The organism is Streptomyces sp. NPDC046925 (assembly GCF_040644915.1).
Classification (GTDB): Bacteria; Actinomycetota; Actinomycetes; order Streptomycetales; family Streptomycetaceae; genus Streptomyces.
The window spans coordinates 731,137-744,547 of record NZ_JBEYWZ010000002.1 but is presented as its reverse complement, the minus strand read 5'-3'; the positions used below and the strand labels follow the sequence as shown (position 1 = coordinate 744,547).

The 13,411-nt window shown below is 71.6% G+C and carries 11 protein-coding genes; 8 read left to right on the top strand and 3 right to left on the bottom strand.

The genetic code is table 11. The features are described 5' to 3' along the window. The first annotated feature begins 32 nt into the window (after positions 1 to 32). From ABZ906_RS09725 to ABZ906_RS09715, 3 genes are read left to right on the top strand one after another with little or no spacing between them, the layout of a single operon-like run. Positions 33 to 1,070, top strand: coding sequence for a pyridoxal-phosphate dependent enzyme (locus ABZ906_RS09725; protein ID WP_361381376.1), 1,038 nt, complete (start codon positions 33 to 35; stop codon positions 1,068 to 1,070). Further along, on the top strand, positions 1,067 to 2,284 hold the full coding sequence (locus tag ABZ906_RS09720) for an ATP-grasp domain-containing protein (RefSeq protein ID WP_361379710.1): 1,218 nt from the start codon (positions 1,067 to 1,069) through the stop codon (positions 2,282 to 2,284). The genes ABZ906_RS09725 and ABZ906_RS09720 overlap by 4 nt, the downstream gene beginning before the upstream one ends. Continuing rightward, entirely contained in the window at positions 2,281 to 3,519 is a 1,239-nt protein-coding gene (locus tag ABZ906_RS09715; protein ID WP_361379707.1) for an MFS transporter, read from the top strand. The genes ABZ906_RS09720 and ABZ906_RS09715 overlap by 4 nt, the downstream gene beginning before the upstream one ends. Here ABZ906_RS09715 and ABZ906_RS09710 read toward each other — a convergent pair. After that, on the bottom strand, positions 3,500 to 3,967 hold the full coding sequence (locus ABZ906_RS09710; RefSeq protein ID WP_361379704.1) for a nuclear transport factor 2 family protein: 468 nt from the start codon (positions 3,965 to 3,967) through the stop codon (positions 3,500 to 3,502). The genes ABZ906_RS09715 and ABZ906_RS09710 overlap by 20 nt on opposite strands. Before the next feature lie 171 nt (positions 3,968 to 4,138). Here ABZ906_RS09710 and ABZ906_RS09705 point away from each other — a divergent pair, with 171 nt between their 5' ends. Together ABZ906_RS09705 and ABZ906_RS09700 are read left to right on the top strand one after the other, a co-directional pair. Next, the gene (locus ABZ906_RS09705) at positions 4,139 to 4,690 is read left to right on the top strand and encodes a TetR/AcrR family transcriptional regulator (RefSeq protein WP_361182649.1); all 552 of its coding nucleotides are present in this window, start codon (positions 4,139 to 4,141) and stop codon (positions 4,688 to 4,690) included. 29 nt (positions 4,691 to 4,719) lie between these two features. After that, the gene (locus ABZ906_RS09700; RefSeq protein ID WP_361182648.1) at positions 4,720 to 5,148 is read left to right on the top strand and encodes a nitroreductase/quinone reductase family protein; all 429 of its coding nucleotides are present in this window, start codon (positions 4,720 to 4,722) and stop codon (positions 5,146 to 5,148) included. A gap of 2 nt (positions 5,149 to 5,150) precedes the next feature. Here the strand turns inward: ABZ906_RS09700 and ABZ906_RS09695 are convergent, their stop codons facing one another. After that, positions 5,151 to 6,530: an alpha-amylase family protein gene (locus ABZ906_RS09695; protein ID WP_361379701.1), complete on the bottom strand. Its 1,380-nt coding sequence runs from the start codon at positions 6,528 to 6,530 to the stop codon at positions 5,151 to 5,153. Positions 6,531 to 6,940: 410 nt separating this feature from the next. On the opposite strand from ABZ906_RS09695, the gene ABZ906_RS09690 reads away from it, so the two are divergent. Further along, a complete protein-coding gene (locus ABZ906_RS09690; RefSeq protein ID WP_361379698.1) occupies positions 6,941 to 7,855 on the top strand; it encodes a diiron oxygenase in 915 nt (304 codons plus the stop codon). A gap of 157 nt (positions 7,856 to 8,012) precedes the next feature. Further along, positions 8,013 to 9,557 carry an FAD-dependent oxidoreductase gene (locus ABZ906_RS09685; RefSeq protein WP_361379695.1) on the top strand — a complete coding sequence of 515 codons (1,545 nt, stop codon included), beginning with the start codon at positions 8,013 to 8,015 and terminating at the stop codon, positions 9,555 to 9,557. 77 nt (positions 9,558 to 9,634) lie between these two features. On the opposite strand, the gene ABZ906_RS09680 is transcribed toward ABZ906_RS09685, so the two are convergent. Beyond that, a complete protein-coding gene (locus tag ABZ906_RS09680) occupies positions 9,635 to 9,847 on the bottom strand; it encodes a DUF4287 domain-containing protein (RefSeq protein WP_361182642.1) in 213 nt (70 codons plus the stop codon). Positions 9,848 to 10,119: 272 nt separating this feature from the next. On the opposite strand from ABZ906_RS09680, the gene ABZ906_RS09675 reads away from it, so the two are divergent. Continuing rightward, positions 10,120 to 13,179 (top strand): BTAD domain-containing putative transcriptional regulator, encoded by a 3,060-nt coding sequence (locus ABZ906_RS09675; RefSeq protein ID WP_361379692.1) that lies wholly within the window; start codon positions 10,120 to 10,122, stop codon positions 13,177 to 13,179. Positions 13,180 to 13,411: the final 232 nt, after the last annotated feature.

Genomic DNA, 13,411 nt, shown 5'->3' with positions numbered 1-13,411 from the left:
CGGCCACCGTCCACGGGCACATCACCGACGCCATGAAGGCCCCCGACCTGCTGCGGCTCGCCGACAACGTCGTCCTCGCCCGCTTCGAGACGATGAAGGTGTACGCCGCGCTCGGCGCGGTACGCACCCTCCTGGACCGCGGCACCGTACGGCCCGGCCAGACCCTCGTCGACAGCTCAAGCGGCATCTACGCCCTCGCCCTCGCCATGGCCTGCCACCGCTACGGCCTCGGCTGCCACATCATCGCGTCCACCACCGTCGACGCCGCGATGCGCGCCCAACTGGAGATCCTGGGCGCCACGGTGGACCAGATGCCGCCGTCGGACAGTCTGCGCCTCGACCAGGAGCGGCGGGTGCGCCGCGTGCGCCGACTGCTCGCCGAGCGCGGTGACCTGCACTGGATGCGCCAGTACCACGACGGCATCCACTACGCGGGCTACCAGGAGTTCGCGGACCTGGTCGACACCGCGCTGCCCGACACCCCGCTCACCGTGGTCGGCGCCGTCGGCACCGGCGCCTCCACCGGCGGACTCGTCCAGCCGCTGCGCCGACGCGGCCGGGACATACGCCTGCTGGGCCTGCAGCCCTTCGGCAGCGTCACCTTCGGCAGCGAGGGCTTCAGCGACCCCGAGGCGATCATCGCCGGGATCGGCAGCTCGATCCCCTTCGACAACGTCCGCCACGACCTGTACGACACCCTGCACTGGGTCGACTTCCGGCACGCCATGGCGGGAGCCGTCGATCTGCTGCGCACCCACGCGGTGTTCGCGGGCCTCTCCACCGGCGCGGCCCATCTCGTGACGGCCTGGGAAGCGGCCCGCAACCCCGACCGGATGCACCTGGTGATCGGGGCGGACACGGGACACCGCTACACCGAACGGGTCTTCGCCCGCCACGAGGAGGCGCTCGACCCCCGCACCCTCAAACCGCACCAGATCACGGACCTGGCCGACCTCGCCCTGCCGTGGTCGGCGATGGAGTGGAACCGCCGCGGCTACGACGTACGCGCCAGGACGTCCACGCCCGATGCGGGCACGACGACGCACGACAAGGAGGGGAAGGCATCGTGACCATCGCCGCCCTGGAAGCACTCACCTTCGGCCTCGGACGCCTGGTGGAAGCGGCCGATGCCGCCGGGCACCGGCTCTGCCTGCTCACGGGCAACCGGTCCGTCTACCGGCACGAACTGGCCCGTCTGGCGCCGGGAGCACTCGACGTCGTCGACGTCGACACCCGTGATCAGGCCGCGTCCGCCGCCGCCCTGGCCGCCGTGCCCGGCCTGAAGGGGCTCATCAACTCCACCGATACCTGGAGCGTGCCGGGCGCGGACCTGGCCGCCGACCTCGGTCTGCCGGGACCCGACCCGGCCGCGGTCCGCGTGCTGCGGGACAAGAGCCGGGTGCGCAACCTCCTGCACGAACGGAACCTGAGCCGCGGTCCTGCCCTGACGATCCCGGCCGACCCGGCGGCGGCCGACGAGGTGCTGCGGCAGATCGACCTGCCGGTGGTCCTCAAAGACTCCGCTGGCACCTCGTCGCGCAACGTCTGGCTGGTCCGCGACGAGCGGCAGCTGCACGCGGCGCTGCACGAAGCAGCCCGACGCCCCTTCACCGGAGAGCTGTTCGCGGAGCCCTTCTTCGCCGGTCCCGTCTACAGCGCGGAGACGCTGAGCTGGGCGGGGGAGACGAGGCTCCTGGGCGTGCTCAGCCGTCAGATGTCTCCCGAACCGTCCGTCCGCGAGGAGGCAGCGGCCTTCCCCGTCGCTCTCCCGGAAGCGGAATTCGCCCGGATCCAGGACTGGGTGGGGCGCGTCCTCGCGACCGCGGGCCACGAAGAGGGCTTTGCCCACGTCGAGTTGGTCCTCACCGCCGAAGGACCGGAGCTCGTCGAGATCAACCGGCGCATCGGCGGAGCACTGGTCGGCGAGGCGCTGTGCCGCGCCCTGCGCACCAACGTGTACGACGCGATGATCGCCGTGGCGCTCGGCCTGCGCCCCGCCCTGCTCGACGCCCCCGCCGCCACGGGCCCCGCATCGGCATTCGTCCTGGTCTACCCCGACCGGGCAGGCACCCTCACCGGGTGGACCGGCGTGGACGGCCTGGCCGCCTTCCCCGGCGCACCCGAGTGGTACCCCACCGCGGCCCCCGGCGACCGACTGGAGCACGTGCACGATCAGCGTGGCTGCACGGGCATCGTCCTGACCGAGGGCGCCACCGCGGAACTCGCCCTGCACCGTGCGCTCAGCGCCGCCGGGAGCATACGGCCGCTCATCGCTCCCCGGTGACACCGCCGGTCACGCCGCGCGGGCGCCTGCGATCCGGCCTCGCGCGGCTGACGGGGCCGCAACGCTTCCTGCTCGCCGGGTCGTTCCTGATCCCGCTGGGCAGCTTCGCCGTGCTGCCCTTCATGTCGGTGCTGCTCCACGAGCGGCTCGGCATGGGGCTCGGCGCGGTCGGCGTCGTGCTGGCCGTCGCCTCCCTGGTGCAGTTCTCCGGCGGTGTGGTGGGCGGCGCCGTCGCCGAGCGCATCGGGCTGCGACGCACGATGCTGCTCGCCCTGGTGATCCGTACGGCGGGGTTCGGCTGCTTCCTGCCCGGCCTGCGTCACCCCGCTGCAGCGGTCTTCGCGCTCTTCCTGGTCTCCGTGGGTGCCGCGCTCTATCTGCCCGCGAACAAGGCCTACTTGATCCACGAGGTGGACGAGGAGCAGCGCCCGCTGCTGCTGTCCGCTAGTAGCTCCGCGCTGAACGCGGGCATAGCCCTGGGCCCGCTGGCGGCGGCGCCCTTCGTGCTCAGCGCATCGGCCGGCTTGTTCACCGCGGTCACCGCACTGTTCGCGGCGATCACCGCGGGTCATGCGCTGCTGCCCGCGGAGAGCGCCGATGACGGGCAGACCAGCGGGGCCGGACCGGACCGGCCACCACCGCGCCGCGAGAAGGCGTTCACCGGCCTGGCCGTGCTGCCGTTCACGACCACCGTGCTGAGCCTGTACGTGTTCATGTTCTTCCAGCACTACCTGGCCCTGTACGCGGTGCCCCGCACCTCCACGACGTACTACGGCCTGGTCCTCGCGCTCTACGCCCTGCTGCTCGTGATCGCGCAGCCCCTCCTCTCGGAGCGGATCGCGCGCCTGTCCTACGCCCGGGCCCTGTGGCTGGGGTTCGGTGCCATGGCCGCAGGCATGGCCACGCTCGCCGTCGGCAGCCATGCCGCGATCCTGGCCGGGGCCCTGCTCGTCTGCCTCGGTGAGATCGTCCTGTTCTTCAAGAACGACCTCGAAGCCCTCGCCCGGTCGCCCCGCGCCCCGGCGGTCGTCTTCGGCCATCAGCGTCTCGCGGCCGGGATCGGCGCCTTCGTCAGCGGAGTGGCCGGAGGCGAGGGCTACCAGCTGGCCGAACGCGGCGGCGGCGCGGGCCTGTTCTGGGCCGCGGTCGCCGTCCAGTGCGCCCTGCTCCCGCTCGTCATCAGCCGCTGGTCCGCGGTCGGAGGGGACGCGACCGTCACAGGCCGAGGTCGCTGAGGCCGGGGTGGTCGTCGGGGCGGCGGCCGAGCGGCCAGTGGTATTTGCGCTCGGACTCCGGGATGGGCAAGTCGTTGATGGAGGCGTGCCGGGCGCGCATCAGGCCGGAGTCGTCGAACTCCCAGTTCTCGTTTCCGTACGAGCGGTACCACTGGCCGGAGTCGTCGTGCCATTCGTAGGCGAAGCGCACCGCGATGCGGTGGCCGTCGTACGCCCACAACTCCTTGATGAGGCGGTAGTCGAGCTCCCTGGCCCACTTGCGGGACAGGAAGGCGACGATGGCGTCGCGGCCGGTCACGAACTCGGCGCGGTTTCGCCAGCGGGAGTCCTCGGTGTAGGCGAGGGCCACCTTGCGGGGATCGCGGCTGTTCCAGCCGTCCTCGGCGAGACGGACCTTCTCGGCCGCGGACTCGCGGGTGAACGGCGGAACGGGGGGTCGTTCGGTCATGGCTCTCTCCCGGAAAACGTGGGCGACGCGGAGTCCGCGATCAAGAGAACGTGCGTTCTCCGCTGCGGTGGCTCACGATAGGAGAACGCACGTTCTCACGCAAGGGTGCAGGTGTGCGCCGCCGCGTAGTAAGGTCAGAGAACGATCGTTCTCACCTGCCTGGAGCCCCTCATGGACCGCGCCGAAGCCGAAGTCCGACTCCTCGACGCCGCCGAAGAGCTCTTCTACGAGCGGGGAATCCAGGCCGTGGGCATGGACCAGGTGCGCGCCGCGTCGGGCATCTCGCTCAAGCGGCTGTACCAGCTCTACCCCTCGAAGTCGCAGCTGGTCCTCGCCTGCCTGGAGCGCCGCGACCACCGCTGGCGGACCCGGCTCGCCGAGTACGCGCAGAGCCGGCCGGGCGGGGTCGAGCGCGTCCTCGCGGTCTACGACTGGCTGTACGAGTGGTTCTGCGAGCCGGACTTCCGGGGCTGCGCCTTCATCAATTCCTTTGGCGAACTCGGGTCCGTGGAACCGGCGGTGGCCGACGCCGTCCGCGCGCACAAGGACGCCTTCCACCACTACATGGCCGGGCTTGTGGCCGACGCGGGTGAATCCGGGCAGACTGTCGGCCCGTTGGTCCTGCTCGCGGAAGGGGCCATGACCACGGCCGCGATATCGGGATCACCCGAAGCGGCGCGCCAAGCCCGCCTCGGCGCCGCCCAGTTGCTGGCCGCGCGGTAACCGCCGGTCGCTCGACAGGAAGAAGGCTGATGGCCAAGACGTATCGCATCGGATTCGGCACGCGCCTGATCAACGGCGTGTTCCGGACGATGACCCGGTTCGGGATCGGCAAGGGCTACCGGTACGTCCTGACCGTGCCCGGCAGGAAGTCGGGCCGCCTGTACTCCGTCCCGGTCGACGTGATGTCGGCCGGTGGCGAGCGCTGGGTCGTCGGCGCCTACGGGGTGAGCAACTGGGTGCGCAACGCCCGCGTGGCCGGGCAGATCGACCTCAGCAGGGGCGGCACGTCGGAGACCGTGCGCGTGGTCGAGCTAGGCCCCGAGGAGAGCGTCCCCGTCCTGCGCCAGTACTGGCGTGAAGTGCCCGTCACGCGCGCCTACTTCGACGTGACGGGCGACTCGACGGACGAGGAGTTCGCCGCCGAGTCGCCGCGCCACCCGGTGTTCCGCCTGGCGTAGCCTCAGCCCGCCTTGGCCCCGGTGTGCAGGGCCAGGGCGCCGTGCGCGGGCACGGTCGTCTCGATCTTCCCGTCGTCCCCGACGGTGACCGTGTTGCCGTCGCAGCTGTCGGGGGACGCCTTGGCGACGTTGCAGTACGTGCCGCCGGGCAGTGAGGACGCGAACGTCTGCTTCAGCTCGCCGTCGCCGTTGTTCAGGGCGACGAAGCCCTTGTCGCCGCGGCCGAACGCGAGGGCGCTGCCGCCGTTGTCCCACCAGTCGGTCAGCTCGGCGGCGCCCACCTCGTTGCGGAACCCGACCAGGCCCGTGACGGCCTGCTGGGTGTGCGTGTCCGTCCAGCCGTCCGCGCCGCTGGGCGGGCCCGCGTCCTTGTCGGACCACTCGTAGCCGGAGTACACGTTCGGCGAGCCGTAGGGCGAGGCCAGCATGAAGACGTTGGCCAGGGCGTAGGTCGCGCCGTCCTTGTAGGTGAGCGTCGAGCCGTTGCGCTCGGTGTCCCAGTTGTCGACGAAGGTACGGGCCGACGCACTGCCCAGCTTGCCGTCGGCGACCGACTTGAGCTGCGCGATGTCGCCGCCCTGGAAGGCACTCTTGAGGTGCCCGCCGTAACGGAACTCGTCGACGTCCCCGACGCCGGTGTACTCGTCGGGCTGGACGGCCTCCCCGCCGCCGTGGATGACCTCCGAGACCCAGAATCCGGGGTCGCTCATCTTGCCCTTGACGGCGGCGACGTCGTCGGCCGCCATGTGCTTGGCGGCATCGATGCGGAAGCCGTCCACGCCCAGGGACCGCAGGTCGTCGAGGTAGGCGGCGATGGTGCCGCGCACCGCGTCGCTGCCGGTGTCGAGATCGGCGAGGCCCACCAGTTCGCAGTTCTGGACGTTGTCGCGGTCGGTGTAGTCGTTGATGCTCGTGCGGCAGGTGTGGAAGTCGGCGTCCTGGAAGTAGCCGGGGTAGTCGTACTTGCCGTACTTCGTGCCGCCGGTGCCCGTTCCCGACCCGGCCGCCATGTGGTTGATGACGGCGTCCGCGATCACCTTGACGCCCGCCTCGTGGCAGGCGTCGACCATGCCCTTGAAGGCGGCGCGGTCGCCGAGACGCCCCGCGATCTTGTAACTGACGGGCTGGTACGAGGTCCACCACTGGTCGCCCTCGATGTGCTCGGACGCCGGCGACACCTGGACGTAGCCGTATCCCGCCGGACCGAGCTGGTCGCCGCAGGCCTTGCCTACATCCGCGTACGACCGCTCGAACATGGTGGCCGTGACGGTCTTGTCGCCGGGCGGCGTCGCCTGTGACTGCGAGGGCGCGAACGTCGCGAGGCCGGCCGCGGCCAGGACCCCGGCCGATGTCGCGCCGATGAGGCGGGAACGGTGCTGCATGGTGCGGCTCCTTCGGGACCGGGCACAGCTGTGCCCAAGAAGGGCAGCGGCTCGTGGGGGAGGCTGCCGTGGGGGGATTCCGCATCGGAGCCTGCCGTCCGCGCATGTACGCGTCAATGCTTTCTGCAAGATATTTCAACTATCGGTGTCATGAGTGACTTTGGCGGCCGGTGCGGCGGGTGAGTTTCGCGGATTCGGTGAGCGATGCGTGGACCTGGGTGGCGCGACCTGCGCGGGAGTCTTGCTGCAAGAACTTGCGCGAATTCGGTTCTTACTCGGGGGTAGGATCCGCGCCTCGCTTGTTATACCGTCTGTCTAACAAGCGGGTCGCGGCGCGTTGCGGGACAGCGCCCCGGTCCGTTGCCTGAGCGAACAAGAGAACGTACGCATCAGAGTCAAGGAGCCGCAGCATGGCAAGCAGCACTGTTCGGCCGGCATCGCAGGAACACCCCGAAGAAGACGACGTGGCACGGCGGTTGCTCGACTCGGCCGCCGAACTGGCCTACGACCCGGCCACCGAGGTGGACTGGGACACCCCCCTCGACCGGGACTTCCACGGCGCGAGCCCGGAATGGTGCTCCCTGTACGGCACGGCGTACTGGCAGGAGCTCACCGAAGCGCAGCGCAAGGAGCTGACGAGGCAGGAAGCCGCGTCGGTGGCCAGTACGGGCATCTGGTTCGAGATGATCCTCCAGCAGATGGTGCTCCGCGACGTCTACATGAAGGACCCGGCCAGCGACGAAGTGCAGTGGGCGCTGACCGAGATCGCCGAGGAGTGCCGGCACTCGATCATGTTCGCCCGCGGCGCCCGGAAGCTGGGTGCGCCCGCCTACCGGCCCAAGCGGTTCGCGATGGAGCTGGGCCGGGCGTTCAAGACGGTGGCCTTCGGCGAGGCGGCCTACGCCGCGATCCTCGTGGCCGAAGAGGTCCTGGACGTCATGCAGCGCGACTGGATGCGCGACGAGCGCGTCGTGCCGTTCGTCCGCACGATCAACAACATCCACGTCGTCGAGGAATCGCGGCACATGAAGTTCGCCCGCGACCAGACGACCAAGCGCCTCTCCGGTGCGGGCCCGCTGCGCCGCCAGATCAACGCGTTCGTCGTCGCCATCGCCTCGTACTACATCGTCACCAGCATGGTGAACGACAAGGTGTACGCGAACGCGGGGCTCGACGAGAAGCGTGCCCTCGCCGAGGCGAAGAACAACGAGCACCACAAGTCCATGATGCGCTCCAGCTGTGCGGGCCTCATGGAGTTCCTGGCCTCGTCGCGCCTGCTCACCAAGCCGGCCCTGGCCTTCTACAAGCGCGCCAACCTCATCTGAGCCGCGCGGCGCCGAACAGTTCCGAGCCGTCCGAGCCGTTCAAGCCGTCCGAGCAATCCCAGCAATCCCAGCAATCCGAGCAGTTCCGTTGTGAGTTGATCCCAGCCGATCGAGCTGAGAACCAGCCGATCCGAGCCGAGCGAGTCGAGCCGACGACATGACCTCCTACGCCATCACCCAGACCTGCTGCAACGACGCCACGTGCGTGGCGGTGTGCCCGGTCAACTGCATCCACCCGACGCCGCAGGAAAGGGCGTTCGGCAGCACGGAGATGCTGCACATCGACCCGGCGACCTGCATAGGCTGCGGCGCCTGCGCCGACGCATGCCCCGTCGAGGCGATCTTCCCGGTGGACAGCCTGCCCGTCGCCCAGCAGGAGTACGCGGAGATCAACGCGGCGTACTTCGCCGACCAGGAACCCGAACCGGCCCCGGACGGGCCGAACTTCCACGCCTGGGACAAGCCGTCCTTCCCGCGGGTCCTGCCCTCGGACTTCGCGCCGCTCAAGGTCGCCGTCGTCGGCACCGGACCCGCCGGGATGTACGCGGTCCAGGACCTGCTCCTGCACACCAGCGCCGAAGTGACCCTGATCGACCGGCTGCCGGAGACCGGCGGCCTCGTACGCTTCGGCGTGGCACCGGACCACCCCGCCACCAAGAAGGTCGGCGACACCTTCGCGCGCTTCCACACACACCCCCGGGTCCGCATGCACCTGGGGCTCGACGTGGGCGCCGACGTCACCGCGCAGGAGCTGGCCGCACACCACGACGCGGTCATCTACGCCGTGGGCGCCTCGGCCGACCGCACGCTGTCCGTGCCGGGCGAGGAACTGCCGGGCAGCATCTCCGCCAGGGCCTTCGTCGCCTGGTACAACGGCCACCCCGACGAGGCGCCGGACGCGATCGACCTGTCCGCCGAGCGCGTGGTCGTCGTCGGCAACGGCAACGTCGCCCTCGACGTCGCCCGCATCCTGCTCGCCGACCCCGACAGCCTCGCCCGCACCGACATCGCTGACCACGCGCTGAAGGCGCTGCGCGCCGCGAACGTGCGCGAAGTGGTCCTGCTCGGCCGCCGGGGCCCCGAGGACGCCGCCTACACCAAGTCCGAACTGCTCGCCCTCAAGCACGTGCCGGGCCTGGACCTCGTCGTCGACGACCACGATCCCCGGGTAGCCGCAGCCGTCGACGAGGCCGACTCGATGTCCGACCCGAAGGGCAAGGCCGCCCTCCTGCGAGGCGTCACGCGCGCCCGCGTCGACTGGGACCAGGCGCCCGCACCGGGTCGGCGCATCGTGCTGCGCTTCCACTCCGCTCCAATGGAGATGGTCGGCGAGGATGCCGTCCGCGGTGTGCGCGTCGTGGAGGCGTCGGGGGAGCGGACCATACGGACCGACATGGTGCTGCGCGCGATCGGCTACCGAGGGATGCCGGTCGCCGGACTGCCCTTCGACGAGACCACCGGCACCGTCCCGCACGAGGGCGGCCGGGTGACCGGACAGCCGGGGACCTACGTCGTGGGCTGGATCAAGCGGGGCCCCAGCGGCGGCATCGGCGCCAACCGCACCTGCGCCGCCGAGACGGTCACCACGCTCCTGGCCGACGCGGTCGCCGGCGCCCTGCCCGCACCACCGCGCGCCCCGAAGGCCTTCCACCGTCTCGCCCGGCGCCGCAACGGCTCGGGGAGCGCCGTACTGAGCCGGTAGCGGCGGCTCGCGCGGTGCGGTCCGCGTGAACGGGCCCGCGTGAACGGGCCCGCGTGAACCGGCCCGCGTGAATCGGTTCACGTGGTGCGAGTCTCGGCCAGGGTGTGCGCGACCAGGGCGTTGGCGTGTCCGTGCCCCAGGCCGTGCTCGGCCTTGAGCCAGCCGACCAGTTCCATGTGCTTGGTCAGCGGCGAGGACCGGATCAGTTCCTTCCACTCCGCGACCGGGCGCCCGTACTTCTTCTCGATCGACGGGAAGTAGCTGGCAGGGCCTTTGGTGGCTTCGGTCATGGTGACGCTGTCCCGTCTCTCGGAATGCTGTTGCCCATAGGACGGGCGGGACGCGATCAAGTCATCGGCCGGGTGAGGTGACCCGCGTCACATGCCCCTCTCCTCCCTTCAGGTGAACCGAGCGCGGCCGGAGCCGTGCGTGTTCGGGCGGGCGATGGCCTGATTCCCCTGGTGTGCACCTGAGTTCGGAATGGGCAGACGTAGTATGACCAGCCGGTCGGGGGGTTGGGGGCGGCGGGGGCTGCGCGGGGCAAGGACCCATGGAGACGGGCGTGAACACGGACACCGACTACCGCTTGCTGGGTCCGGTCGAAGCATGGCGCGCGGGCCGCCGACTCGCCCTGGGCGGACCCAAACCCCGGGCCCTGCTCGCGGCGCTGCTCCTGGAGCCGGGCCGCGTGGTGTCCGTCGACGCGCTGGTCGACGCCATCTGGGGCGAGCGGCCGCCGGACACGGCACGCTCCCTGATCCAGTCGTACGTCTCCGCGCTGCGCCGCGCGCTGTCCGCCGACGCCATCGAGACACGGCCGCCGGGCTATCTGGTCCACGCGGACGCCACGCTCGTCGACCGCGCCGAATTCGAGCGCCTGTGCACCGAGGGAAGGCAGGCCGCCGCCGACGGTGATCACGCGGCGGCCGCCCGGCTGCTGGGAGACGCCCTCGCTCTGTGGCGCGGCCCCGCGCTCGGCGGCATCGGCGAAACGCTGCGCGCCGTGGCCGACCAGCTGGACGAGGCGCGGCAAGCGGCCCTGGAGGAGCGGATCGCCGCGGAGCTGGCGCGGACGGGCCGCGAGACGGAACTGGTGGGCGAGCTGACCGCGCTGGTCGCCAGGCATCCGGGCCGGGAGCGGCTGCGCGGCCAACTGATGCTCGCCCTCTACCGGTTGGGCCGCCAGGCCGACGCCCTGACGGTGTACGCGGAGGGACGTGACGTACTCGCCGATGAGCTCGGGATCGACCCCGGCCCCGACCTCAGGCGGATGTACGAGGCGATCCTGCGGGCGGACGACGAGCTGCTGCCCGCGGCGGCGGACGCCCACGGGCCCGCCCGCAACGAAGCCGTCGTCGTCCCGGTCGCGGCCCTCCTGCCGCCCACCATCGGCGACTTCACCGGCCGCGAAACGCAGCTCGCCGACGTGCGGGCCGCGCTGTCCGAACCCCGCGAGGCCATGCCGGTCGTCGTCCTGTCCGGACCCGGCGGCGTCGGCAAGTCCACCCTGGGCGTGCGGGCGGCACACCAGGTCGCCGACGCCTACCCGGACGGGCAGCTGTACGCCGAACTGCGCGGCGCCACCGACCCCGTGGCACCCGGCGAAGTGCTCGGGCGGCTCCTCTACGCCTTGGGGGCCGATCCGCCCGACGGGGACGCCGAGCGGCGCGATCTCTTCCGCAGTCTGGTCGCCGGGAGGCGCGTCCTGCTCGTACTCGACGACGCGGGCAGCGAGTCGCAGGTGCGCCCGCTGCTTCCGGGGAGCGCCACCTGCGGGGTCCTGATCACGGCGCGGGCCCGCCTCGGCGCCCTGCCCGTCACCCACCGGGCCGATCTCGACGTGCTCGACACGGACCCAGGGACCGAGCTCCTCGGGCGCGTCGCCGGGGAGCGGCGCGTCAGGGACGAGCCGGACTCCGCCCGGCGCATCGTCGAGCTGTGCGGCGGCCTCCCGCTCGCCATCCGCATCGCAGGCGCCCGCCTCGCCACGCGCCGGCACTGGACCGCGCGCATGCTCGCCGACCGGCTCGCCGACGAACACCACCGCCTGGACGAACTCGCCGTCGGCGACCTGGAGGTACGGGCAGGGCTCGGCATGAGCTACCGCGCCCTGGACGCCCCCGCCCGCACCGCACTGCGCCGCCTGGGCCTGCTCGCGGCACCCGATGTGGCCGCCTGGGTGGTGACCGCGCTGCTCGACGTGCCCGAGGCCGAGGCGGACCGCGTCGTGGAGCAGCTCATCGACGCCCAGCTCCTGCACTGCACCGGCGTCGACCGCGCGGGCCAGCCCCGCTACCGGCCCCACGACCTCGTACGCGTCTACGCCGCAGAACGCGCCGACGCCGAGGACCCGCCCGCCGAACGGGCCGCCGCCGTCGGCCGCGCCCTGGGCGCCTGGCTCTGGCTGACCGGCCGCGCCGCCTCCGCGACGCCGTCCGGCGCCGTCGAACTGCACCGCGGGCTCCTGTACTCCGATGACTCGGACGGCTCCGCCGCGGTGGCCCTGCGCCGACTCGTGAGGCCGGTGGGCCCCGAAGCCACCCAGCGGGCCCTCGCCGACCCGGCCGCCTGGTTCGAGGCCGAGGCCGACGCGATAGCCGCAGCCGTCGAACGCGCCGCCTCCCTGGACCTGCACACCCTCTCCTGTGAGGCGGCGGCCGCCCTGTGCTCCTCCGCCTACACCGTCGGCAACCGCTTCGAAGCCTGGTGGCGCACCCACGACGCGGCCCTTGCCGCGGCCCGCCGCGCCGAGGACAGGGCGGGCGAGGCTCTGCTCCTCATCGGCCTGGGCCAACTCCGCTACGAACAAGACCGGTTCACAGACTCTCAGCGCTACTTCAACCAGGCGGCCGGGCTCTGCGCCGAACTCGGCGACGTACGCGGCAGGGCCGCCGCCTTCGCCGGGCTCGGCAGCGCCCGGCGGGAAGCGGGACGGCTGCGCGACGCACAGGACACGCTCGTTCGCGCCGTCGAGGGCTTCCGTCGCCTCAAGGACGACCCCGGCATCGGCCTGTCCTGCCGGTACCTTGGATCCGTCCAGCTGGAGCTCGGAGACTTCGACGCCTCGCGCTCCTTCCTCGACGAGTCGCTGCGGGCCTATCGCAGGCTCGGCAGCCGCCGCGGCGAGTCCCTGACGCTGCGCTCGATCGGCCTGGTGCACCGCGCGCTCGGCGAATACGCGCAGGCCGAGGAGTTCTCCGGGCGCGCCGTGGACCTCCTGAGCACCCTGGGGGACCCGCTCATGCTCGCCTACGCGATGCAGGCGAGGGCCAAGTCCCGTATACGCCTGGGCCGTTCGGACGAAGCCGCCGTCGAGATCCGCAGCGTCCTCGACGTCTGCCGCGGCCACCGCGACCGCTTCGGGGAGGCACTGGGTCTGCGTACCCTCGGCGAATGCGAACTGGCGGCGGGCCGCCTCGACACCGCCGAGCAGCACCTGACCACGGCCGCCGCGCTCTGGAACGACCTGGAACTTCCCCTGCCCCGCGCCCGCACCCTGCGAGATCTCGCCGCGACGCGGCAGGCGGCGGGGGACCGGGCCGGGGCGGGTGCGCTGCGGGCCGAGGCGCGGGAGGTCTTCACGGCGTACGAGGCGCGCGAACGGAACGAGCCGGGGCTGTAGCCCTCGCCCGGGGGCGCTGCGATCCGCTTGGCGCGGACTTGCAGAGAACTTGCAGCGGAGTACGCCATTCTGTGGGTGTCGGCGGGTGAACACGCCGACGGCAACGGGGGATCGCAGGAAACAACGGGGGACTCAGCGGAATTCAACGGGGGAAGCACGGGGGAAGGCCACTGATGCCTCGTACGGCCCACACAGCCGACACCGTCGGCCGTGTGGGCCGCTCCTCGCGTAA

Bases quoted from the DNA above. Each gene is read 5' to 3' on its own strand.
- ABZ906_RS09725 (WP_361381376.1), top strand. From the start codon at position 33: ATGAAGGCCCCCGACCTGCTGCGGCTCGCCGACAACGTCGTCCTCGCC.
- ABZ906_RS09710 (WP_361379704.1), bottom strand. From the start codon at position 3,967: ATGACCGAACGACCCCCCGTTCCGCCGTTCACCCGCGAGTCCGCGGCC.
- ABZ906_RS09705 (WP_361182649.1), top strand. From the start codon at position 4,139: ATGGACCGCGCCGAAGCCGAAGTCCGACTCCTCGACGCCGCCGAAGAG.
- ABZ906_RS09700 (WP_361182648.1), top strand. From the start codon at position 4,720: ATGGCCAAGACGTATCGCATCGGATTCGGCACGCGCCTGATCAACGGC.
- ABZ906_RS09695 (WP_361379701.1), bottom strand. From the start codon at position 6,530: ATGCAGCACCGTTCCCGCCTCATCGGCGCGACATCGGCCGGGGTCCTG.
- ABZ906_RS09690 (WP_361379698.1), top strand. From the start codon at position 6,941: ATGGCAAGCAGCACTGTTCGGCCGGCATCGCAGGAACACCCCGAAGAA.
- ABZ906_RS09685 (WP_361379695.1), top strand. From the start codon at position 8,013: ATGACCTCCTACGCCATCACCCAGACCTGCTGCAACGACGCCACGTGC.
- ABZ906_RS09680 (WP_361182642.1), bottom strand. From the start codon at position 9,847: ATGACCGAAGCCACCAAAGGCCCTGCCAGCTACTTCCCGTCGATCGAG.